This window comes from Paenibacillus sp. DCT19, assembly GCF_003268635.1.
Lineage (GTDB): Bacteria > Bacillota > Bacilli > Paenibacillales > Paenibacillaceae > Paenibacillus.
Map to the genome: position 1 here is coordinate 1,831,920 of NZ_CP029639.1, position 23,261 is coordinate 1,855,180.

30 protein-coding genes are annotated in these 23,261 nt (G+C 43.4%); 26 read left to right on the forward strand and 4 right to left on the reverse strand.

Going from position 1 to position 23,261, the window contains the following annotated elements; translation table 11 throughout:
* Positions 1–12: 12 nt before the first annotated feature.
* Together DMB88_RS08140 and DMB88_RS08145 are read right to left on the reverse strand one after the other, a co-directional pair.
* Positions 13–1,017 (reverse strand): FecCD family ABC transporter permease, encoded by a 1,005-nt coding sequence (locus DMB88_RS08140; protein WP_128100951.1) that lies wholly within the window; start codon positions 1,015–1,017, stop codon positions 13–15.
* Complete coding sequence (locus DMB88_RS08145; RefSeq protein WP_128100952.1) at positions 1,014–2,063, reverse strand: FecCD family ABC transporter permease; 1,050 nt, start codon at positions 2,061–2,063, stop codon at positions 1,014–1,016. Before DMB88_RS08145 ends, DMB88_RS08140 begins: the two co-directional genes overlap by 4 nt.
* Before the next feature lie 165 nt (positions 2,064–2,228).
* Here DMB88_RS08145 and DMB88_RS08150 point away from each other — a divergent pair, with 165 nt between their 5' ends.
* From DMB88_RS08150 to DMB88_RS30185, 9 genes are all read left to right on the forward strand, one after another.
* Entirely contained in the window at positions 2,229–2,909 is a 681-nt protein-coding gene (locus tag DMB88_RS08150) for a response regulator transcription factor (RefSeq protein WP_128100953.1), read from the forward strand.
* A complete protein-coding gene (locus DMB88_RS08155) occupies positions 2,906–4,681 on the forward strand; it encodes a sensor histidine kinase (protein WP_128100954.1) in 1,776 nt (591 codons plus the stop codon). Before DMB88_RS08150 ends, DMB88_RS08155 begins: the two co-directional genes overlap by 4 nt.
* Before the next feature lie 123 nt (positions 4,682–4,804).
* Positions 4,805–5,377 (forward strand): GNAT family N-acetyltransferase, encoded by a 573-nt coding sequence (locus DMB88_RS08160; protein ID WP_128100955.1) that lies wholly within the window; start codon positions 4,805–4,807, stop codon positions 5,375–5,377.
* Positions 5,378–5,392: 15 nt separating this feature from the next.
* The gene (locus DMB88_RS08165; RefSeq protein WP_128100956.1) at positions 5,393–5,923 is read left to right on the forward strand and encodes a hypothetical protein; all 531 of its coding nucleotides are present in this window, start codon (positions 5,393–5,395) and stop codon (positions 5,921–5,923) included.
* A gap of 30 nt (positions 5,924–5,953) precedes the next feature.
* The gene (locus DMB88_RS08170; protein WP_128100957.1) at positions 5,954–6,319 is read left to right on the forward strand and encodes a hypothetical protein; all 366 of its coding nucleotides are present in this window, start codon (positions 5,954–5,956) and stop codon (positions 6,317–6,319) included.
* Between the two features lie 21 nt (positions 6,320–6,340).
* Complete coding sequence (locus DMB88_RS08175) at positions 6,341–6,859, forward strand: GNAT family N-acetyltransferase (protein WP_128100958.1); 519 nt, start codon at positions 6,341–6,343, stop codon at positions 6,857–6,859.
* A 77-nt stretch (positions 6,860–6,936) separates the two neighbouring features.
* Complete coding sequence (locus tag DMB88_RS08180; protein WP_128104363.1) at positions 6,937–7,308, forward strand: hypothetical protein; 372 nt, start codon at positions 6,937–6,939, stop codon at positions 7,306–7,308.
* Between the two features lie 142 nt (positions 7,309–7,450).
* Positions 7,451–8,080, forward strand: a complete 630-nt coding sequence (locus DMB88_RS08185; protein WP_128100959.1) for a glycine-rich domain-containing protein — start codon at positions 7,451–7,453, stop codon at positions 8,078–8,080.
* 201 nt (positions 8,081–8,281) lie between these two features.
* Positions 8,282–8,614, forward strand: a complete 333-nt coding sequence (locus tag DMB88_RS30185) for a hypothetical protein (RefSeq protein WP_164848646.1) — start codon at positions 8,282–8,284, stop codon at positions 8,612–8,614.
* Here DMB88_RS30185 and DMB88_RS08195 read toward each other — a convergent pair.
* The gene (locus tag DMB88_RS08195; RefSeq protein WP_128100961.1) at positions 8,611–9,579 is read right to left on the reverse strand and encodes a cation diffusion facilitator family transporter; all 969 of its coding nucleotides are present in this window, start codon (positions 9,577–9,579) and stop codon (positions 8,611–8,613) included. The two genes, DMB88_RS30185 and DMB88_RS08195, sit on opposite strands and share 4 nt — an antisense overlap.
* Before the next feature lie 367 nt (positions 9,580–9,946).
* Between DMB88_RS08195 and DMB88_RS08200 the strand changes: the two genes are divergently transcribed.
* From DMB88_RS08200 to DMB88_RS08210, 3 genes are all read left to right on the forward strand, one after another.
* Complete coding sequence (locus DMB88_RS08200; RefSeq protein ID WP_128100962.1) at positions 9,947–10,474, forward strand: hypothetical protein; 528 nt, start codon at positions 9,947–9,949, stop codon at positions 10,472–10,474.
* Positions 10,475–10,554: 80 nt separating this feature from the next.
* Complete coding sequence (locus DMB88_RS08205; RefSeq protein ID WP_128100963.1) at positions 10,555–11,562, forward strand: aminoglycoside phosphotransferase family protein; 1,008 nt, start codon at positions 10,555–10,557, stop codon at positions 11,560–11,562.
* 26 nt (positions 11,563–11,588) lie between these two features.
* The gene (locus tag DMB88_RS08210) at positions 11,589–11,969 is read left to right on the forward strand and encodes a VOC family protein (RefSeq protein ID WP_128100964.1); all 381 of its coding nucleotides are present in this window, start codon (positions 11,589–11,591) and stop codon (positions 11,967–11,969) included.
* A 116-nt stretch (positions 11,970–12,085) separates the two neighbouring features.
* Here DMB88_RS08210 and DMB88_RS08215 read toward each other — a convergent pair whose 3' ends face one another.
* Positions 12,086–12,463, reverse strand: coding sequence for an STAS/SEC14 domain-containing protein (locus DMB88_RS08215; protein WP_128100965.1), 378 nt, complete (start codon positions 12,461–12,463; stop codon positions 12,086–12,088).
* 113 nt (positions 12,464–12,576) lie between these two features.
* On the opposite strand from DMB88_RS08215, the gene DMB88_RS08220 reads away from it, so the two are divergent.
* The 14 genes from DMB88_RS08220 to DMB88_RS08285 all read left to right on the forward strand — a co-directional run bounded on the left by DMB88_RS08220 (position 12,577) and on the right by DMB88_RS08285 (position 23,253).
* A complete protein-coding gene (locus DMB88_RS08220; RefSeq protein WP_254438499.1) occupies positions 12,577–13,296 on the forward strand; it encodes an undecaprenyl pyrophosphate synthase in 720 nt (239 codons plus the stop codon).
* 57 nt (positions 13,297–13,353) lie between these two features.
* Positions 13,354–13,719, forward strand: coding sequence for an NIPSNAP family protein (locus DMB88_RS08225; protein WP_128100966.1), 366 nt, complete (start codon positions 13,354–13,356; stop codon positions 13,717–13,719).
* A gap of 35 nt (positions 13,720–13,754) precedes the next feature.
* Entirely contained in the window at positions 13,755–14,048 is a 294-nt protein-coding gene (locus DMB88_RS08230) for an RNA polymerase alpha subunit C-terminal domain-containing protein (protein WP_128100967.1), read from the forward strand.
* A 37-nt stretch (positions 14,049–14,085) separates the two neighbouring features.
* Entirely contained in the window at positions 14,086–14,664 is a 579-nt protein-coding gene (locus DMB88_RS08235) for a GNAT family N-acetyltransferase (RefSeq protein ID WP_128100968.1), read from the forward strand.
* 34 nt (positions 14,665–14,698) lie between these two features.
* Positions 14,699–15,259 (forward strand): hypothetical protein, encoded by a 561-nt coding sequence (locus tag DMB88_RS08240; protein ID WP_128100969.1) that lies wholly within the window; start codon positions 14,699–14,701, stop codon positions 15,257–15,259.
* Positions 15,260–15,301: 42 nt separating this feature from the next.
* Entirely contained in the window at positions 15,302–15,808 is a 507-nt protein-coding gene (locus DMB88_RS08245) for a DUF2569 domain-containing protein (protein ID WP_128100970.1), read from the forward strand.
* 131 nt (positions 15,809–15,939) lie between these two features.
* Entirely contained in the window at positions 15,940–16,905 is a 966-nt protein-coding gene (locus tag DMB88_RS08250) for a radical SAM protein (RefSeq protein WP_128100971.1), read from the forward strand.
* A gap of 474 nt (positions 16,906–17,379) precedes the next feature.
* The gene (locus tag DMB88_RS08255; protein WP_254438500.1) at positions 17,380–18,240 is read left to right on the forward strand and encodes a phosphodiester glycosidase family protein; all 861 of its coding nucleotides are present in this window, start codon (positions 17,380–17,382) and stop codon (positions 18,238–18,240) included.
* A complete protein-coding gene (locus DMB88_RS08260; RefSeq protein ID WP_128100973.1) occupies positions 18,237–19,253 on the forward strand; it encodes a bifunctional glycosyltransferase family 2/GtrA family protein in 1,017 nt (338 codons plus the stop codon). The genes DMB88_RS08255 and DMB88_RS08260 overlap by 4 nt, the downstream gene beginning before the upstream one ends.
* 142 nt (positions 19,254–19,395) lie before the next feature.
* Positions 19,396–20,103: an AAA family ATPase gene (locus DMB88_RS08265; protein ID WP_128100974.1), complete on the forward strand. Its 708-nt coding sequence runs from the start codon at positions 19,396–19,398 to the stop codon at positions 20,101–20,103.
* Positions 20,104–20,138: 35 nt separating this feature from the next.
* A complete protein-coding gene (locus tag DMB88_RS08270) occupies positions 20,139–20,627 on the forward strand; it encodes a cysteine hydrolase family protein (protein ID WP_128100975.1) in 489 nt (162 codons plus the stop codon).
* Positions 20,628–20,739: 112 nt separating this feature from the next.
* Positions 20,740–20,979, forward strand: a complete 240-nt coding sequence (locus tag DMB88_RS08275) for a hypothetical protein (RefSeq protein ID WP_128100976.1) — start codon at positions 20,740–20,742, stop codon at positions 20,977–20,979.
* 220 nt (positions 20,980–21,199) lie between these two features.
* Positions 21,200–21,877, forward strand: a complete 678-nt coding sequence (locus DMB88_RS08280; RefSeq protein ID WP_128100977.1) for a response regulator transcription factor — start codon at positions 21,200–21,202, stop codon at positions 21,875–21,877.
* Positions 21,878–21,903: 26 nt separating this feature from the next.
* On the forward strand, positions 21,904–23,253 hold the full coding sequence (locus DMB88_RS08285) for a sensor histidine kinase (RefSeq protein ID WP_128104365.1): 1,350 nt from the start codon (positions 21,904–21,906) through the stop codon (positions 23,251–23,253).
* The last annotated feature ends 8 nt before the right edge of the window (positions 23,254–23,261 follow it).

Consider the following 23,261-nt stretch of genomic DNA (forward strand, 5'->3'; position numbering starts at 1 on the left):
CCTCCATATGCGTTATTTTCTCTGTCCTTGTTTGATGATTAGATATACAAAATAAGGTGCACCAATAAGTGACGTGATGATGCCGACGGGAATCTCCATCGGTGGTACAATGACGCGACCTAGAAGATCGCCGAGCATGACAAGTAACGCACCCAAAGCTGCGGTAAAAGGTAGAGAACGGATGAAGTTCTCCCCGGTCAGTTTATGGGACAGATGCGGAATGATCAGTCCAACAAAGCTGAGATTACCCGAGATGCTGGCAGCACTTGCGGATAAAGCTAATGCCACGAGTAGCAGTAATGTTCGGACGGTACGTACGCGGGTGCCTAATGACACAAGAATCGACTCATCCAGCTTCAACACATTCAGATATCGCACAAGCAGCATGGCGGCGATTAATCCAGCTACCGTCCATGGCCATAATAGCTCGGCGTGTTGAAGATTACGTGCGTAAAGGCTGCCTTTGAGCCAGACGAGTGCCTGACTGGAGCTCATGGCGTATTTGACAATTAACATTTTGATGATGGCTTGCAGAGCCGCACTCACAGCGATTCCCACTAGCGCCAGTCGAATCATGGAGTTGCCTTGACGCCGATAAGCCAAAAGGAAAATAAGTACACTTGCTGCTGCGGAACCTGCCATCGAGTAGACTGGAAGCCAGATCGCTGGAGTTAAAGGTGCAAGCAGAATAATAAGCACGGTTACAAGCCCACCACCTGCCGTCGCGCCAATGACATCGGGTGAAGCAAGTGGGTTACGAAGCACGGTTTGCAGAATAGCTCCTGCCACAGAAGCAGAAACACCTACAAGTAGGGCGCAGAGTACACGCGGCAACCGAAGCTCATAGATGGTGCCGGCTTGTGCGCGAAACTGGTTAACAATCTCGCCAAAGGTAACCGGTGTAGCCCCGAAGCGAAGTGACAGGATAAAGACAACAACGATCATCACGAGTACGGTAGCCATTAGAAGAGAGTAACGACCTTTGCTACGGAAAGATATAATCTTCATATTTCTCATCCGTTCTTCCTCCCACGCATACGCATCAGGACAATGAAGAAGGGGGCTCCAATGAATGCAGTAATAAGTCCAACAGGCGATTCAATCGGGTAGAACAACATTCGTCCAACCAGATCAGCGTATACCAGCAGAACGCTGCCCGTAAGTGCTACGAGTGGCAGAATGATACGGTAATCTATACCTACCAATGTACGAACGATATGTACGGCCATTAGACCGATGAATCCAATCGGACCGCATATGGCTGTTGCTGCACCTACCAGTACGATAATCGCAATCATAATCCCGCTGCGAACAACAGTGAGTCGCTGTCCCACAGAGATGGCTGTGTCCTCACCCATGGATAACACGTTTAACTGAGCGGCAAATAAACAGCAAACGATGCTCATAGGAGCAAGCGTGAACAGAGAGAATATGACGTCATCCCAGGACATACCTGATAGATCACCCGCCATCCAGCGAAGAAGCTGATACAGATCTGTATCATGGAAGATGATGAGGGTAGTTGTCATCGAGCTGAAGAACAGACTGTTCACAAGCCCTGTCAACACCACACTACTGGAACTGAAACGACTGCGCACACTGAGCAAATAGATGATTATACCGCTTAGTGCTGTCCCAAGCATGGAGGCTGTAACTGTAAAAAATCGAAACGTCTGAAATTGCAGCAAGACCAGCAATACAGCAATCGCCATATTGGCGCCCTGATTAATGCCCATGACCTCAGGATCAGCCAGATCATTAGACGTTAACGACTGTAGCAGGCAACCAGCAATGCCAAGTGCCGCTCCGACTAAAGCTGCTGAGATGATGCGTGGCAGACGTATTGCCATGACCGAGCGCAGCAGTGATTCGTTATCATACCAGCCGAACCAGTTGAACAGAATGGGATCTTTGCGGCTGGACTGCAAATGAAATATCATGGCTAAGTAACAACCACACAGAAGTAGCACGATCAAAGTCAGGTAGATCCATACCCGTTTCGATAGACCCCAGCGTTTTTGAGCAGGAGAGGAATGAGATGTGCTATGAATTGAGAGAGACATGCTGGAACACCTTCATCTCCTTTTCAACGTTCAATTTTAATGAAAATGATTATCATTGTTGCTATAATACATTACAGTTGTGTGATTCATGTGTTTTTAGTGGCAGTTCAAAACGTCCACATGCTAAAACGTACATTTTGAACATGCACTTTTAGGAGGAGTATTGTGAGACGTTCCGTTTTATTAATAGAAGATGAGGAATCCATTCGCGAACTGGTCAGCGATTATTTCACGCAATCCTCTTGGCAAGTGATCGAAGCGGCCAACGGGGAAGAGGCACTGGAGTTATTCGAGACTCGTCCAGTTGATCTCGTCATTGTGGATCTGATGATTCCGAAAGTGAGTGGCTGGAATGTGTGTAAGCAGATACGCTCACAATCCACGGTGCCCATTATCATCCTGACTGCCAAGTCCGAGGAGGAGAACAAGCTGCTTGGTTTTGAACTGGGAGCGGATGATTATGTGACCAAACCCTTCAGTCCAAGAGTGCTGGTTGCTCGTGCAGAGACGCTGATGAAACGTGTGGAGCACACGGTGGGTCAGGAGGATCCGATGATTTCTTTTGGAAATACGGTCATTTACGAGAGAAAACGTCTTGTGGAGATTAACGGTCAGCCTATTGAGCTGTCTTATAAAGAGTATGATGTGCTGCTGCATTTGCTGAAAAATAAGAACTTTCCGTTAACGCGTGAACATCTGTTAAATCAGGTGTGGGGCGTGGACTATTTTGGTGACCCCCGTGTCGTGGATACACATATCAAAAATCTACGCAAAAAGCTCGATGCAGACGCTCGTTACATTCGCACGGTGTTTCGCATCGGTTACAAATTTGAGGTTGAGTCATGAAGCCAAGAGGCATTGTATTTAAGCTGTTTGTGGCGAACCTGGTATTCTATATCGTCTTCTTCGCGGCAGTTGTGGCGGGGCATTTCTGGTTCTTCGAACGTTTCTACCAGCATGAGCGTACGACTGAACTAGGGAAAAAGTTAGCCTCCTTCGCTTCGGATTACACCCAGCAGAAATGGCCTGCTGAGAAGACGCCAACCGTTATGGGCAGCTTCATTACGCAAAATCATGTGCAAATGGCGATTCTGGATACAGACGGAGAGGTTCGTTACGATAACCCGTTCCGCATTCAACTGAGTACAGACGCAGGGCAGCCGTTATCCATTGCAGTCTCTTTTTTTCCGGATATGTCCGCATTGGCGGCATATGGCTTGCAGCCTGGCGATCGCATAACGGTACAGGGAGAGTACTATGTGGAGCAAGGACATTCGTTATTCTCTCCCTATGTCATTCGTAAGAATGGCTCGCCTGCGGTAGGATCACTGCCGTATAATGCGAATCGAGAAGGCGTTATCGAGGTGAGCGGAACGATTGATTCTCTATTGTTGCCAGCACCCGGACAGTGGAATAACAGAGAAGGCATTATGGCTGCTGCGCTTAAGGTGTGGTTTCCTCTGCCAACAGAGTATAACGAGCAGGTGAACCGGGGAGAAGCATTTCATATGGAGTGGAAGGAACCCATTAGCGGGGTACATAATCTCGTGTTTGTCCAGCCCATCTTGCGTGATGGGAAGGTGACCGAGTATCTTTTTGCACTAACACCGTTAACCCAGCTGGGCGAGGCATTTGGCGCACTTGAGGTATATTATGCCTTTTTCAGTATTACCGGGGGATTGCTGCTTATTGTGGTTCTTTCGTTCTTATTTTCCAAAATGGTCTCACGTCCGCTATTACAGCTGAACCGAAACGCGGCACGTATGGCGAAGCTTGATTTCACTGCGATCTCTTCTATTGAAAGTAAAGACGAACTGGGAAGTCTGTCAGAGAGCTTGGTCAGCCTTTCTTCGAATCTGGATCGCACACTGAAGGAGCTTCAATTGACGAATGAGAAGCTCGTGCTGGAGATGGAATACAAGAGTAAAATGGAAGAGCTGCAAAAGCGCTTTGTTTCCGATGCATCTCATGAGCTCAAGACACCGATTAGTGTTGTGAAGGGGTATGCCGAAGGGCTTCTGGATCAGATCGCCGAAAATAAAAGAGAGCGATACATCCGTACCATTTTACGAGAAGCGGATCGCATGGAGAAATTAGTGCTAGACATGTTGGAGCTTACTCGGCTGGAAGCCGGAGCAGTGAAGTTACATGGTGAGTTATTCTCGGTGAATCAACTTGCATTAGAGTCCATGGAGAAGATGGAGCAGCTTGCGAAGGCGAAGCGCATGGAGATTCAAATTCAGGGAGATCGGAATGTGCACGCTTGGGCGGACCCCGAGAAAATCGAACAGGTACTCCTGAACTATCTCAGTAATGCCATTCATAACGGTACCGAAGGAAGCCCAATTCAGATTCTCATCCAGCATGATGTACAGAAGCAGAATGTCTGTGTTTCGGTAGAAAATGAGGGGCCGACCATTGCAGAGCATGAATTATCTCTGATCTGGGATCGTTTCTATCGGGAAGAGGACGCTCGCAGTCGCCAGGCAGGGGGAACCGGTTTGGGATTATCCATTGTGAAGGAAATTATACAACTGCACCAGCAATCGTACGGGGTTGTGAATACGCCCAATGGAGTCAGATTTTATTTTACATTAGATGTTCCATTGGAGGGATGAGCTTATTAAAGTACAATCCATGAAGAAAATCGTGATGATGTTCGACCAACCTGTATACAGAGAATGGGATTGCTTATATATTGATGGGAGTGCATTGTATTACAGTTATAAGGAGGACTGCCTGTGGAATTAAGACCAATCACATCGATAACGATGGATGAATTTGCTCAGCTCGGTCATTTTGGATACGTATCCACGCGTAAATTCGAATGTTCAAGAGAAGAGACGGAGATACCTTACTCTTACACGGTACGACTCCATCTCATTGATGTAGATCCGCCGTATGTGAAGGAAGAAATGAATGATGAAGAGGATCTGAAGCGATATAACCAGCTTGTTACATTAGGTTATTCGTATGGGGTGTATGTCGATCAGAAGTTAGTGGCGCTTGCGATTGCTGAGCCTCAATACTGGAATAATACGTTGTTAATCTGGCATCTTCAGGTTCATGAGCGCCATCAGCGGAAAGGGTACGGCAAGATTCTTATCGATAAGATGGCCAACTTAGCTAGAGACAACGGGTTACGAGCGGTGACGGTTGAGACGCAAAATACCAATGTAGCCGCAGTACAGTTCTATATGCAATGCGGATTTCAGATCGAAGGAATTGACCTCTCGCTATACTCCAATAACGATACAGGAAGTGAAGAGGTCGCATTGTATATGCGCAGGAAGATTCCACAACAACATGAATAACTAGAAGGAGTTGCAATGTTGAAGAGGTACGATAAGGGAAAAGTAAAACTGAAATGGTACGAATACATCATTATTCATTCATTTAGTGCGATATTACTACTGCTATTCTTAATCTTGATTGATGCGAAGCCAAAAGATCTCAAAGATTTTATAGAGTTGTTCGTTCAGGTCAACATCACCGGGGCATTAGCCATCGCCGCACTTGTGGCGAGCATTGGTACCTTTAGATGGGATCATTATATCAAAGGATTAAAAGGGGAAGGCATGTTATCCAGTAACTATAGAAAAGCTTACATAAATAAGAATGCCAAGAAGCCCTTGTATCTTATTTTATTTATGATCAGTGCCTTTATTCTTCTAAGCATTGTTACGTTAATTGCCAGTGTGTTCCTTGGTACAAGTGAAGTATCTATTCTCATGGTAAATATTAATATTGCACATGTGGTTAGATGGGCATGTCTTAGTCTGGTTGCAATTAACTTAGCCTTGAGCATTATTATGATTCAGTATTCACTGAAATATATGAAAGAGCTTCTCTATAGATAGAGGATAGCAATGAATTAGGAGCGAAGAAATATGGGACAGAAGCAGTTCTGGTTTTATATCAAACGAGAGATGACGGATTTTATCCAGGACGTTAACCTGTTCAGTGGCTTGGATGACTCTCATCGAGATTATGAAGACACATGGGAATGGTACGAATATGGCTCTAACGATCTGAGTAATGAAGAGGTGTATATCAATCTTTCAAGAGAGCACAACGGGGCACAAGCTAGTTACGAATGTCCGGTCAGATTAAAGTATCATAACTCAGAGGTTGAGATTCATACGGTTGGACTAGGGATTTCAATAGAATTAGGTGTGAAAGTATATTATGGTCAAGTCGCCTATGAAGGCGGGAATCAGTATACATATCAAGAGGAGCTTAGTTGGGGACTATAAACAAAAGCGGAGGTAGTGAAGATGAGCAGTGTTACGCTAAAACAACTTTCGACCCAGGAACATGCAGCCATGTTGGATCGTGAATTCGTTAATCATTTTCCATGGTATCGTTCGGGCAATTACTTTGCAAAGTGTTTGGAGGAGAATGTACAAGGAAAGCGAGTAACCCTATTGGCATTCCACAACGAGGTACTCGCGGGTGCCTGCCACCTGTTACATCACTCGGAGTATCCGTTTTTCAACCTTGATAATATTCCCGAGATCAATGATCTCAACGTATTCCCGGAATTCAGAAGAAAGAAAATTGCCAGCGCTTTACTGGATGAGATGGAGAAAATTGCAGCCCAAGATTACACGCGTATTGGACTCGGTGTAGGATTATATCAAGATTATGGAAATGCGCAAATGATGTATACCAAGCGTGGCTATGTCATGGATGGGAAAGGGATCATGTATAACAATGTTCAAGTGGTACCTGGACAACCTGTGATGGTAGATGATGAATTATTGCTGTATTTAGTGAAGGACTTGGGCATATAGTGTTGTAAAAGGATTGCATTCTAGAGGCAACAACGTATTGTCTCTAGTCATCGGGGAGAGTGGCCGTATTGATTATCATGTCAGAGATCATATTTGCTATATTGATCGTTGTCGTCATTCTCTTCCAAGCTGCATTAGCTGCTGGTGTGCCATGGGGCGAATACGCAATGGGTGGAAAATTCCCCGGTCAATACCCCCGCTTTATGCGTATTACTTGTTTGTTTCAGATCGCCGTTCTAGTTCTGATCGGAGTCATTGTTTTAAGTAAATCAGGTTTGCTACTGCCTGCATGGTCAGCGTTTGCAGATACGGCGATTTGGTTTATTATTGCCTACTTGGTGCTCGGCACGATAATGAATCTTATGACACCAAGTGTGTGGGAACGAAGAATCTGGACACCTGTAACCCTGCTACTTCTTATAACGAGTCTAGTCATTGCATTGTCATAAGATGATATGTAGCAATAACATAGCAACGATAACGCCCCTGGCATGTATGCCAAAGGGCTCTTTTCATTGTTAATGATCCTCATTTATACTAAATGGAAGTTATGAATATACATAGAGAGAATCAGGAAGGGGAGACTGTATTGTGGTGTGGATCTTTTACTTTGGAGCAGCGATATTCATTATCATAGGCATTGTAGTAGGGCGTAAGATGAAAGGAAATCGTTCCATAAGAGGCCGAAGAAGACGTCGGAAGAACATGTACAGAAGTACCAATTTACCTCAGAATCTTGGATTACGCAAAGAGATTGCATATAACCAGACCATTCAGAGACTGGAAGCTAGCTTCCAAACACATTTCTATACACATTCTGAAGACAAACTGGAATTACGGCTGCAACAGGAGCATCCTTACATGAGCAAACTAGAGTATCAGTGGAAGCTGCTGGAGCTCAAGCGGTATTTCATTATGGCCTCACTGCTGAAGCAGGTGCCTATGTTCAGTGAACAGGTGGATCAGTTGTGGCATGAAATGCTGATGTTTACAAGATCGTACGCCGATTTTTGTGCAGAATTCATGGGTGCCATGGTACACCATGAGCCAGCAGTTACTCGCAGTGATACGCCAGGTGCGCGTGCTTGGTTTGACTGGGTGTATTGTCAGCTATTTGAATTCACTCCCTACAGCTCTGCGATCTGGGGTGATTTCTTCAGATATCCGTTATCTAGTGATGTACAGAGGCTGATTGTGAAGGGGAACGTTCTGAACTGGTGAACCAGCTTTTCCATGCTAGGCGTACACAGGAGGAGCCTGAGACAGCGCAAGTGGTTTCTTATCTAATGGAACAGTTACAACGATCAGCCAACCTGAACGAGAAAGAGTTATCTCTTGGAACCTCAGGTTCAGGTACAAGTAATGTGGCTCTTCTCATGGCAAGTGCAATGGTATATTACTCCATACAAGATGAGTTAACGTATGAAATGCATATGGACAGTCTGGAACAAGACATGTTCCCGAGGGAGAAGGGGGCTTCGTCAAGTAGCGGTTGTTCGAGTAGTTCCAGTTGTTATGCAGATCATTCCAGCGATCATCACAGTCATTCTTCTGGAGATTCCGATTCCTCATCAGGTTCATCCTCAGACTCCTCTTGCAGTTCGTCCAGTTGCTCATCTTGTGGCGGTGGTGGAGATTAAGACACGGACTATGGAGCAGTGCGAATGCACGAATCAGCGAAAAAAAGGAAAGGGGCTATTCCCACTTGCGGGAATAGCCCCTTTTTTGGATGGACATGTTGGCTGTCCAATTTAATGATGATGGTGCGCATGCGCATCCGGTGCGTCGCCTTTTACGGTGCATAATACGGAACGATCATGCATGTGTTTCTCCGATTCAACCTGTAAAGTCACATGTTTAATTTCTTTATGCTCCAGCAGATGTTCAATCTTCTGTACCAACACTTCGGATGCATACACATCCATCTTGCCATCTACTACGATATGAGCGGTTAATGCGTTTAGATTGCTGGTAATCGACCATACATGTACATCATGTACACCTTGCACGCCGTCTACGTTTTGGATCGTTTGTACAAGGTCATTCAGATCTACATTCTTAGGTGTACCTTCCATGAGGATATGTAGAGATGATTTGGTAACGAAGAATCCACTTCGTAACACGAGTACAGCCACAATTACACTTGCTAATGGATCTGCCCAGCCCCAGCCGAAGAACATCATGAGCAGAGCTGCAGCAATAGCCCCAACAGAGCCGAGCATATCACTGATGACATGTAAGTATGCGCCGCGCATATTCAGATTTTTCTCCGTGTCACTGCCTCGCATCATAATCCAGGCAACCAGAATATTAATGAGCAATCCAATCGTACTGATAATCAGCATGCCTACGGTGGCTACTTCGGGTGGGTTAATGAAGCGACCAATGGCTTCGTAAAAGATATATAGGGAAATACCGATAAGGGTAATTCCATTCAGTGTAGCGGCTAGAATCTCAAAACGCCGATAACCGTAGGTTTTACCTGTGTTCACGGCTTTCTCACCAAATGTGAATGCTAACAAAGCAATTCCCAAGGCAATGGAGTCTGAGAGCATGTGACCTGCATCTGATATTAATGCCAGGCTGTTTGTTATAAACCCACCAACGGCTTCAACGAACATATACAGGGTAATGATGATAAAGGAAACGAGCAGTACTTTCTTGTTGTTGGTGTCAGCATGAGTATGACCATGGTCGTGATTGTGATGATGTCCAGACATACGATGTTCTCTCCTTTTTGCATAAAGTGTCTCATTAAGAAGTGGGTAATGAAAATAAGAAAAAGCTGTAATTACGAACTTATTATGAACATATGAGCAATTGTTCATATGATATGTTTTTATTATAAAAGCACCTCATATCAGTGTCAACCAGTTTCATTAGAAATATGAGTATAAAAATGTGTCAAGGTATACTCACAATCATTACATTTTGTTTAACCTGAAGTTATTGAATGCAGTTGATTAAGCTTGTGGTATGATAAAATATAAAATAAGGGAAAAACATGAAAAAATGGCTTATCGTATCAGTACATAAAGAATCCTATTGTATTATTAGAGGAAGAGAGCGGTTAAGTGGAGGACATGTATGCAAAATCAGACTAAGAAAATATTGATGTGGATTAATGTTATGTTGTTATGTGCAATATTAATTTGCATCTTAATCTATTTTATGAACAATAGTAGGCAATATAACGAGGGGAGTCCAGCAACAGCTGATTCTACAGCTGTGAACGATACCCTGTTGTCCCCAGATGAAGCTCCGTTAGAAGCGGAAGAAGTAAATATGATCGGAATGATTGAAACAAAAGATAGCAAGAACCTGGATATTTACATGAGTGCTTCAAGAAGCAATAACTTTGGGCAACTGCCATTCAAGCAAGATGAATCATTCAAAATGGATGTAACGAGTGAAAAAGTGAATGAACTTGAAATTGGACTTATGTCGATCTCCAGTGAGCAAATCTATAGTGAAATTGTTGCATCCGGAACAGGCAGCGTAGTTATCAAGGTATCTGAAAGTGGGATGTACCGAATTTATGTAAATAATCTATCGCCTGATTCTGTACAATTTAAGTTGAAATTAGGGAAGGCGATCGAGGGACCGATAGATTAAGCGCTGGATTCTAGACTCGGCTTAGGCAGGGTGCTGTCTGTCTTTTCTGTTAACGCTAACAATAGAGAGGTAGTTAACTCATGAATGAGATTCAGTATAATCTAAACTTTGAAAAATTGTGCAGTGAGTTGGCGCTTGGCGATGTAGTAGGAACGCCTACAGCCATCTCAGGAGGGTTATTACATAGGACTTATGCCGTAGTTACTAGTCTAAATAAGTATGCAGTGAAGGCACTCAATCCTCAAATTATGCTCAGACCTGAAGCGGTTACGAATTATATACAGTCGGAACGAATTGCGAATAAGCTAGCCGGCTCTATTGCTGCACAACCAGCTATGATCTTCAATGGTAATGCTGTGCACCGTATTGAAGGTCAATACTATCTCGTTTTTCAATGGATTGATGGGAAGACTCTGCAGTCTAAGGATGTTACTTCGTTTTATTGTGAACAGATGGGTACGATTCTCGGACAGATACATCGGACGGATTGTTCGTCGGTAATTGATACAAGTCTTCAGCAAGCCCAACAACTAGAAATCGACTGGAACGGCTATATGAAACGAGGTCTGCACGAAAATATAGAGTGGGCTGCGCTATTGGAAAACCAGGTGCACAAGCTCGATGAATGGACTGCCAAGGCTAACACTGCTTCAACAATATTGAGCGTAGATCAGGTGGTCAGTCATCGGGATCTTGAGCCCAAAAATGTCATGTGGCGGCATAATAAACCTATTATTATTGATTGGGAATCGGCAGGATTGATTACTCCACTGCATGATCTGGTTGAAACTGCAATCTATTGGTCTGTTCGTGATACAGGTAGTGTTAGTCAAGTTAAATTCATGGCATTTGTCCGTGCATATCGGAAACAAGCAGGTGAACAAAAGGCCGATTGGGGCATGGTGTTGAATCATGGTTATGAAGGCAAGTTAGCATGGCTGGAATATAGCTTGAAGCGATCCTTAAAGATTGAATGCACCGATCAAACAGAACAACAGCTGGGAACATCTCAAGTCATTGGAACGTTAGAAAGTCTGCAAAGGTACGAAAATATGAGTGCTGAGATTGAAGGCTGGCTGAATGCTTAATAATCTCTGGAGAGGGAGATGAATTCATGACAAAAGAGGGCTTTACACATTGTTTACAGATGTTTCCTAGTGTAAATATGGCTGCTACAGCAGGGTTCTACGAACGAATGGGCTTCCGGGTTGTACGTTATCTGGATTCAAGTGAACCTCATGTGTGCCTATATATGGATCAGGTTGAAATCGTATTAACTCAATCGAACCAAGAAGCAATTATACCTAATCGAGAAGTGCACGGTTATGGGTACGATGCGTATTTCATTACCGATGCCCAGGAGCAGATGGAGAACACGTTAAGAGAGTTAGGTGTAAATATTGTACGTCCGCTATCTACCACGGATTATAACAATAAGGAATTTGTGTTTGAGGATATTGATCGAAGATGGATTGCGGTAGGTAACAAGCAGTAAGAAGTAGTTGTGAAAAGATTATTTCTCATTCAGATACGAGTTTTCTGAGACAGGGATGTTAAAAGTTCTAGTCATTAAAAAACCAGTTGATAATGAGCAACTGGTTCTTCCTAAATTTATATGGAGTATTCCTTCAACCACTTCAATGCTTGTTCATCATCAGCAAAGAATTTAACGGATTCGGTCGTATTTGATTGTTCTAAATAGTTCATGATCTCGCCTTCTTCAAGGAGAAAAGCAATAGCCTGAGTGTGTTGCAGAAGCTGTTTGTTGAAGAACTTATCCTTCCAAGCCTTTTGCACAGAAAAATGATCTGGAATGTATCCTTTTCGATCGACCAACAATTTAAATGTCCGACCTTCGGAAACAAATTGCTGGCAAGCTTGCTCGAAACCTACAAACCATTCGTTAACGTCATCTGTAGTAATCTTACCAGTTAGGTGAGTAACGATTAAATCTGCTGAAATGGTTGTGCTGATATTTTGCTTGTTAATTTGGAATCATCTCCCTTAGATATCATTATACGAATTAGAGGGCTGGAATCAATTATTATGACTGCCAACGATGTATGATTTTATGGATGAGCTTGATATGGAGGGGATTTAACATGATAACCAAGAAGATGCCAGGTCAAGGAATTCAAAATGATCATTTTCCTAATCATATCGCTATGATGATGGATGGCAATGGTCGATGGGCTAAACAGCGTGGATTACCACGAACGGCAGGGCATTATGCTGGTATGAAAACGATGCGGAAAATTATTCGGATCTGTTGCAAGATGAATTTGAAATATCTCACGCTGTATGCATTCTCCTCTGAGAACTGGAAGCGCCCCAAGGATGAAGTGGATTATATTCTGAGTTTACCAGAGCAATTTTTTGATGAAGCAACGTTGCAGGAATTTGACGAAAATAACATCCGAGTACAATTTCTGGGGGATATTCGTAAATTCTCGACGGGGTTAACGGATATGATGCAATCAACTGTGGAACGAACCAGGAACAATGATGGAATGATCTTGAATTTTGCGATGAATTATGGAGGTAGGGCTGATATTATGCATGCCATGGAACAAATAGTGGCATCCGGCATTCATCCAGATGAGATAACGGAAGAGCTGTTCGAATCGTATTTGTATACCGAGGGTCAACCTTCACCTGAACTCATCATTCGTACAAGTGGGGAGATCCGTCTGAGCAACTTTCTGCTATGGCAGTCAGCCACCTCCGAACTATGGTTTACGCCAACCTACTGGCCAGATTTTAATCAAAAGTTACTGGACAGTGCGATTCAGGAGTACATCGAACGAAAAACAAGAGAATGATCGTTTAGCTTTGCAATCAAAGAGTTGAATTTCCTTTGAAATTAGGAGGGATGAAATATGATCTATCGTAGGAAGACGTACATCATATATTCTTCATTTGTTGAGGAATTTAATGCTTTGTTTAATGAAATCTTGCTGCCTTCACAGCAGAAATATGGTGCAAGATTGATAGGAAGATGGCATATGCCCATCGATGATGAGATTAGCGAGATTTTTGCGATGTGGGAGTACGATTCAATGGAACAATATGAACAGATTGAAGAACAGATTAAGGCAGATGAAGCGCATGTTAATCGGGTTCAGGCGCGGTGTGACCTTATAGGAAGAGATCGTATAAAAACTGCATGGCGAGAAAATATCCAGCAACAGTTCTTCACTTCTACAGTAGATAGAAAGGATACCATTTTATCGCCTCGACCTTAATCAGATGATAAAGTCCAATGAAAGGGTGAGTCGTGTTGGCAGAAACCAATAAAACATTACGAACATGTGCACAAGGTCACCAATATTATAAAAGCAGCGACTGTCCTACATGTCCAGAATGCGAGAAGAAACACAAACCCCTAACGGGATTTTTAAGTCTTCTTAGTGCACCGGCTCGGCGGGCATTGGAGCATGAAGGGATCACAACGCTAGAGAAGCTTTCTAATTATCGTGAGAAGGATATTTTGAAGTTGCATGGTATCGGGCCTTCCTCAATGCCGAGCCTTCGCAAGTCCATGGAGGAAGAAGGGTTACGCTTCAAAGATTAATTTCAACATCAATTTAATTAATAGGGGGCTTATATCCATGAAGACGATTGCGAGTTACTTTGATCCATTCCCTATCCTGGAAACAGAGCGTACACGTTTACGACCAATCACGTATTCAGATCTGGATGATATGTACGGCTACTGTTCTCACCCGGATGTCTCCCGTTATACCACATGGGACAAGCATGAGAGCAAGGCGGATACAAAGGGCTTTATTGATTTTATCTTAAGTCGGTATGAAGCTGATCAGTTGGGGCCATGGGGAATCGAGTATAAGCCAACTGGGAAGCTGATTGGTAGCTGCAATTATCTAAATTGCGATAGTCATACGATGAAAGTTGAAATAGGGTATGTTCTCTCAAATGATTATTGGAATAAAGGTATTATGACCGAGGTTGTGAACCGAATCATTCAATTTGGTTTTACAGAAGTAGGTCTTGTAAGGATTCAGGCGATGTGTATGGTCAACAATACAGGTTCCGCAAAGGTTATGGAGAAAACGGGTATGAAGTTCGAAGGAATTCTGCGTAATTATGCCAAGGTGAAGCAAGAGCTCCATGACTTGAACATGTACGCTATTACCATCGAAGATTACAGATCGCTAAGAGGTGTATGAATGGAGGATATTATGAGGAAAGGAGGAGAACCATATGCACTTTTATTGCAATTGCGGCAATCGCATTTCAGACACAACCGATTATTTATCTTATAAGGGATATATCATCTCAGATCAGGACGAGTTTGATTTTCTGGATGAGATTGATCGAGCCATTGAGCAATCGGGGCCTTCCGCGGAAGACAAAGAGAGCGCAGCGATGAAAGTCAGAAGGTTGTGGGGCGATCTGACTCGAACGGTTTATCAATGTCCAGAATGTGGAACGATTTACATGGATAATGATAAGAATCAGTTAAGAGGGTTTACTAGGGGTAACGAGAACACGGAGAAAAATCTATTACGCTCTGCAAAAGGCGATGCATGGCCAGGATTCATCTATGGCGATTGGGTTGATCAGAAGCCGGAATGGAGAGAGAAAGGTTACATACATGCCTCTATTCTGCAAGAGATGAAGATTTACGAAGATTGGGAGAGTCTTGAATGCGACTATATGGTGTTATTTCAGGAGTTGAAGGATAAGAACCTTTTACGATCAGGTCTATTGAAGAAAAATGGAGAATGGATTCATTCATGGTGGAGAGATCAGGAGTCATAGAATCATAACTAATAACTACATAGAATAGGAAGTGTTAGTGTAATGCAACCACATACAGAAGAGCAAAAAGTAGATTATCGCCCGTTAGGTATATCTGGGCTTGGTGGGTGGCTGGTTCTTGTACAGATTGGACTTTATCTTACAATGATTATGGTTCTAGTCCAATTATTTCGGTACTCCTTAACAGCTTTGAACCCAGAGACATGGGAGATTTTAACGTCGAACCAATCGAGCTTTTACCACCCTTGGTGGGGGCCGATCATTATGTTTGAAGCCACATATAATGCGCTGTTCTTCGTATTTAGCATAGTTACGCTTGTTATGTTTTATCGAAAGAAATCTGTATTCCCTCGTCTGATGATCATATTTTATAGTGTTAGTTTAGCTGTGAGCATCATCGATTATCTGTTGTTGCTTCAGATTCCTATTGCGAGAGAACTTGAGGATGGAAGTGGGTTAACCGGAATTGTAAGGTTGGTTATCACCTGCGCAATATGGATTCCTTATTTTATTAAATCTGAACGAGTTCGGAATACGTTTATCCGGTAAGCGGGAGATATATTAATTAGACAAACCTAAACATCATGAACGTACATAATGTCATATCGGGCATCACCTGTAATCCGTTATAATCTCCAAGTTGAAAAACATGGAATAACGCAATCAGGAGGTACACCGAATTGGCAGCTAAAAATAGGTATAAATCACTTGAACTTGAAACGCCCGGCGTATATGAGCTTGAAGGATTGGAAGTGGGAGTGACATCCAATTGTAATTACAAATGCGACTATTGCTGTGCATATAATCGAGATGATGGAGAATGTATTAGTGCTCAGGAGGTTATCCGGATTATCAGTGAGCTTCCACGGCTCAAACGAGTGCGTTTGTCTGGGGGAGAAGTGACCCTGAAATATCAGGACTGTTTGGAGATTGTGACGTATTGTGCAGCCCATGGCATTGACACACAGTTGAATACAAATGCAACCTTGCTGACAGAAGAACGAATACATGCTTTGCGTGATGCAGGATTATCCAATATTCATATTTCGTTTAACTATACGGAACCAGACGCGTATGCAGCGTATTACCGGGTACATCCAAGGATGTATGAACGGTTGGAGCAGAACATTCGTCTGTGTACCGAAGCAGGATTAGAGACGGTGCTGGAAACTCTGCTATTTGAAGGCACGCAAGCGAATATGCGAGCCATTAGTGAGAAGGTCTACGACATGGGCGTTCGCATTCATGAGATTCAGAACAGCATTGTGATGCCACATAGCAATTGGAGTCAGATTACACCGAAGGAATCTCTTGTTCATTCCGTTAGGGAACTCATTACACATAAGAAGCCGGATACGACCCTTTATTTCACGTGCATGGATCGCTTTGCCGATCAATTAGGTTTCCGAGAGGAACCTGGCGTTTATTTCTCGAATTGTGTGGACGGAACCAAGCAGCTGCATTTACATGGAAACGGGGATATCCTCATCTGTGAATTATGCCACCCGGTGGTCATCGGTAATATCTATCAAGGTACATCCCTAATAGATATCTATTCGAACCAACCCCGTGCGTTATCTGATTTTCTAGAAAAGTTGCCTTGTCCGGCATACGATGCACTTTTCCCCAATGAACAAAACGCATAATCGAAGTAAAAGCACCGGGCAGGTTACTCCTGCCAATATGTTGTAGATTGTTAATTGAGATTTATTTGAGATGCGGTCGTCATCTTACCTGTAGAAGGTTATCTGGACTCCTAGAGCGGAGAAAGGGTAACCTTTTTCTTTTGCAAATTGATATCTATACCAGTCTAGATAATATCTAATCCAATCCTCTATAACAAAGAAATCGACAGCGGAGTAATAGCAATCTCTGAATGATCTATTCAGATTCATTTAAGCTACTCAGCCTATTATGGCTGTAAGAACTTAGATGAAGAGGTGAGCTTCCATGTTGAAGATCTATGAGAAACCAACCAAGCAAGATTCATATAGAAGAGAAAATGACCCAGGAAGTTCGGACAAACACAATCCCCGAAACGGCTGCGGAAATGGTTAATTGTTACGCTAATCCTTAGCATAACGATTGGTTCCATACTCTATAGTCTAGCTGACCGTTATTTGATCAGGCATGTGGAAGTGGTCGTTGCCGACGACACAACTAACACTGCATCTCTTGCATCAAATGAGACCACACAGACAAGCAGTGAAGTGAATGCAACATCGGATGACTGGAACTATACCAGTGATGATATGCAGATTAACATTGAGAAAGTTCAGACCGGGACGGGTTCGGATCAGATTACTTATTATGTAGCGGATGTGACGGTAGCTGACGCAAGTAGTCTGCGCACAGCACTGGCGGATAACAGCTTTGGCACGAACATTATTGAGAACACATCTGATATTGCTGCTGCGAATAACGCGATCTTTGCCATCAATGGTGATTATTACGGCTTCCGAGATGATGGCGTTATTATCCGTAACGGTACAGTATACCGGGATAGTCCAACCCGTGATGCACTCGCATTGTTCAATGACGGTACGATCAAGACTTATAACGAGACCGAAGTTTCTTCCTCAGAGCTACTTGCTGAAGGAGTGACCAATACGTTATCTTTTGGACCTATTCTAATTCAGAATGGTGAGATTGTGAGTGATTTTAGTAGTGTGAAAATCGATACCAACTTCGGCAACCGCTCTATACAGGACGCGAATCCCCGCACGGCCATAGGAATGATTGCTCCGAATCACTATGTGTTCGTCGTAGTGGATGGACGCCAGGATGAGAGTCGTGGTATGACACTGGCTGAACTTGCTGCTGTGATGAAAGACTTGGGCGCAACCGAGGCCTACAACTTGGACGGTGGAGGATCGTCGACAATGTACTTTATGGGCAGAGTTGTCAATAATCCGCTGGGGAGAAATCAGGAACGCGGCGTCAGTGACATCCTGTATCTCAAGGAGGGTGAAGCATCATGACCATATTAATTCCTGCATATGAACCAGATGTTCGTTTACTGAATCTTATTTTGCAATTACAGACATTTGGTCTTGGTCCCATTGTGATCGTGGATGATGGCAGCGGACCTGCGTACCGAGGAATATTTGAAACGGCCGAGGCGTATGGATGCACCGTGCTCACACATATCGTTAATTTGGGGAAAGGGCAGGCACTCAAGACGGGGTTTCAACACATTCGGGAGAGCAACACGACAGGTTATGTTGTCTGTGCGGATAGTGATGGACAGCATCTCCCGCATGATATTAAACGAATATTCGATGTGTTGCAGGAGCAACAGACACCTGGCATCGTACTTGGCAGCCGTCAGTTCAGTGGGAGAATTCCACTGCGCAGCCGATTTGGTAACACGGTTACCCGGGGTGTGTTTGCTCTTACGACAGGCACCAAAGTATATGATACACAGACAGGCCTACGGGGGTTTCCATATTCTATGTTAGGCTGGCTGCTTCAGATTCCTGGGGAACGATTTGAATATGAGATGAACATGCTGTTGACTGCACACCAAGAAGGGTATGTAATTACCGAGGAGTATATTGATACGGTGTACCTGGATCATAATCGTTCGTCTCATTTCCGCCCATTGGTCGATTCGTTACGAATCTATCTGCCAATCCTTAAATTTAGCACGTCTTCGGTTGTATCGGCGCTGATCGATTTTGCCCTATTATTCATTATTCAATATTTCACACATCATCTATTTCTGGCCGTGGTTACCGCGAGATTGTGCAGTTCAATCTTCAACTATACAGTTAACCGGAAGTATGTGTTCACAAGGGGACAAACGTCCAAGGTTCACCAATCGTTCCCCAAATATTTTGCACTCGTCATCCTCGTGCTACTATTGAATTATGGTCTGCTGTACTTCTATAACGAAACCTTAATTCTTCCGCTCATTGCGGCAAAATTGTTGACAGAGGCTTCAATCTTCCTGTTCAGTTATTGGGCACAGCGTCGATTTGTTTATTCGTAAGCGCATCATGAATCACATCAGGTTAGCCAGTACATACTGGTTAGCCTTTTTGTTTTTATTAGTCAAAAGCATTTCTTATCGACTACAATATGGGTTACGATGTAATAAGCCAGAAGTAAACCTCTTATAAAGGAGCTTATCTATGTATTTAAAAAGTGTAGAGTTGTTGCACGATCAAGTTAGCCAAAAGAACCAGCATCCGTTCGATATTCCAACTGTCGCTTCTTTGGGACGGCTTGAGTTCAAGCGCAACATTACATTTTTTGTAGGTGAAAATGGCTCTGGTAAATCTACGCTACTAGAAGGTATTGCTTATCAATGCGGGTTCAATACGGCTGGAGGCGGGCGCAACAATTATTATGATACGCATGCATCCGAATCTTCATTAGGACATTACTTGCGTCTAGGGTGGTTGCCCAAAATATCCAATGGTTTCTTCATGCGCTCCGAATCCTTCTATCAATTTGCATCACATGTCGAGGAGGTTGGTTCTCTTAAACACTATGGAGGTCAATCCTTACATAAACAATCGCACGGCGAGTCCTTTCTGAGCTTATTCATGAACCGGTTCAATTCAAAAGGAATCTATTTGTTAGATGAGCCAGAGGCGGCATTATCCCCGGCGAGACAGCTATCGTTACTGCGTATTCTGCATGACCTTTCGGATACCTCTCAGTTCATTATTGCAACGCACTCTCCGATTATTCTGGGTTACCCCGGAGCAAGCATACTGAGCTTCGATCATGGCTCCATTCAGGAAGTGGAGTACGAGGATACCGAGCATGTTCAGATTACCCGCAGTTTCTTGGAGAACCGAGACCGGATGCTGAAGGAGTTACTTAGAGATTAATCATTAGTACATATGGACATTAAGGAGGAAGTTTAGTGAAAATAGGTTTGTTGATTGTCGATATGCAAGAACATATTGTACGGAATCGAGTAGAGCAGTCCAAGATCGATCGCGCATGTGAGTATATCAATCACGTTGCAGATGCGCTTCGTTCACAGAATCATGTGGTGGTTCAGATTCAGGATGTAGAAGGTATGGATGAAGCTAAACCAGAGGAATACCGCTGTATTCCTGAGATCGATGTGAAGCATGGCGACCTAGCCATCACCAAACAAAATTCCAATGCGTTCTGGCAGACGGAACTGGAGCAGGTGCTGCAAAGTCAGAATGTAGAGCTGGTCATTATCTCCGGATTTGCGGTAGAGGAATGCGTGACTTTTACGTATCATGGAGCAGAGGAACGAGGTTTCAAGCCGGTTCTATTACAGAATGGGATTCTAAGTGCACACTCGGATGCGATAACTTCAGCGCTTCGGGATCGTAACGTAGTGTCCTATCTTGTAATCGATTATTTGGTGAAATAAGTGTAGACTTGATAGGAATCGGCCTTGGTCGGTTCCTTTTTTGTAGCTACAAGAGTATATGCTATGCAATAAAACACGGACATTTTATACAAGAGTAGCAAGGAGGAGCGTCATGTTTATTATTGTGGCTAATAAGGGCATGCGAAGCTGGATCTCGGGTATATTTGATAATGAGACCGCAGCAGAACAGTATATAGATACAATTCCAGATGAATTAAAAGAGTTCCAGCAACGGATCGTATTAAATCATCTCAACTATCCGTTTTATATCGTGGAGCGAGATGGATTTCAATTTCTAACCCAAGATGGAAGTTATTGCAGTATTGGAGCAGACGGAATTTACAGAGGATGAAGATGAAGTTCATTTTAACCTCTATACCATTGAATCAGATTATCAGCCTCGAATGCCGGGCACCGATTATATGGGCATCTTAAGGCATGAACATGTGACCAATGAATTTATGCAGTGGTATAAGGTGGAGGGGATCAATTTCTTACATCGAAGAGGTATCCTGTATTCAAAGTAATAAGTATGCGTAAATTTGATAGGTAAGGGGTCTGAGAACGTAATTATGAAGCATTTGCTCCTAGTTGATGATGATGCCCATATACGGGCGCTTTTAAGGTATGTCATGACCAAAGAAGGGTATCAAGTGATTGAGGCAGAGGATGGTGTAGAAGCCATTGAACGGTTAAGAGAGAACAGTATTGATCTGGCCATCATCGATATTATGATGCCAAGGATGGATGGGCTCGAACTATGTAATGTTATTAGGCAAAATTACGACATTCCGATCATCATGCTCACGGCGCGGGACCAGCTTTTGGATAAAAAGCAAGGCTACCTCCAGGGTACGGATGAATATGTGACGAAGCCATTCGAACCAGAAGAGATGGTTTTCCGAGTTAAGGCATTGTTCCGTCGCTACAATCGTACTTCCAGTGATATGATCCGAATGAATCGAATCGTCATTGATCGTAAAAATGTTGAGGTCACGGATGGCGAATCCATTCTATTCTTGCCCATGAAGGAATTCGAACTGCTCTCTCAGCTTGCCCAATTTCCGGGTCGACTGTTCTCTAGAGATGAATTAATTCGTCTTGTGTGGGGAGCGGACTATGAGGGAGATGATCGTACAGTAGATGTACATATTAAGCGGCTTCGTCAGCGTTTTGCTGAATATGTGGATGATTTCGTTATTCAAACGGTACGGGGGATCGGTTATAAGATTGAGGTGAAGATTCCTTGAGATCATCGTTATACTTCCGGGTGTTCATGATTACCATCGCAGTTATTGCAGTTAGTGGCATTCTAGGTTTTCTGTTCTCTAATATCTATTATCATGTCAAATTAAAACCGTTTAATGATGAAAAGTTGGTTGGCATTGCGCAACAAATAAAACGATTTGCAGAACAACAGCCCGAAGGTATGGATTCTTATTTGCATAACGCCGCAGCACTTGGCTATGAAATCTATGTTACAGATGGTCAAGCGGATGAGCGATATTATGGTCGTGAATTCCGGGAAAGGGATCTGGATCAGTCATCGATTAAGCTGGTTCTTGCTGGTGATGTCTACCATGGCGTTGCCAAATTCCCTAATCAACCCTTTATTACAGGCTTTTTCGATAATCGATTAAGCAATACTGTAGGCGTGCCGATGCAGGTCGATAATCAACAGTATGCCTTGTTTATACGTCCAGATGTCATGCTGCAATTTGGGGAGTTACGCATATTTTTTGCCTTGATCGGATTGTTGACGGTAGGAATAAGTGTTGCCCTTTTCTTAATTAGTACAAGGTATTTAGTCAAGCCAATTGAAAGTTTAACCGATGCAACCAAACGAATCGCGCAAGGAAACTACAACCTGAGATTACCTACCAAACGGCGGGATGAGATTGGACAATTGGCTGAACATTTCATGACGATGAGCGGTGAACTGGAACGAGTGGAGCAGGGACGTCAACAGTTTGTATCCAACGTATCCCATGAAATTCAGTCACCACTTACTTCGATTCAAGGATTCGCCAAGGTGCTTGCTGAGCGCGATCTCTCGCTAGAAGAACGTAAACACTACGCATTTATTATCGAGGAAGAGAGTCGTCATCTTTCCTTGCTTAGTAAACAGCTGTTATTACTTTCTTCATTGGAACAAGGACAAGAAACATTGACTCAGAGTACATTCTCCCTAAAGGATCACATTCGCCAAGCGGTTCAAGTGTTACAATGGCAGCTTGAAGAGAAGGAATTACTTATGAAAATGTCTGTGCCGGATTCAATTCTGATCCGGGGGAATGATGTGTTGCTTATGCAGGTCTGGATGAATCTGATCGGCAATGCGGTAAATCACATACCGAAGGGGAGAAGTATTGCAATCTATGCTGAGGAAGTAGATAGACAATGCATCATTACCATTAAAGATACGGGCGATGGCATCGCTCCAGAACATATACCGTTTTTGTTCGATCGTTTCTATCGTGTAGATCGTGCGCGCGAACGTGCTTCTGGTCGTACAGGTCTGGGACTGGCTATTGTCCACAAGATTGTTCGAATTCACGGAGGAACGATTGAAGTACAGAGTACAACAGAGGGAACCCACTTCACTATTATATTGCCTCAACTGTAACATGTTGT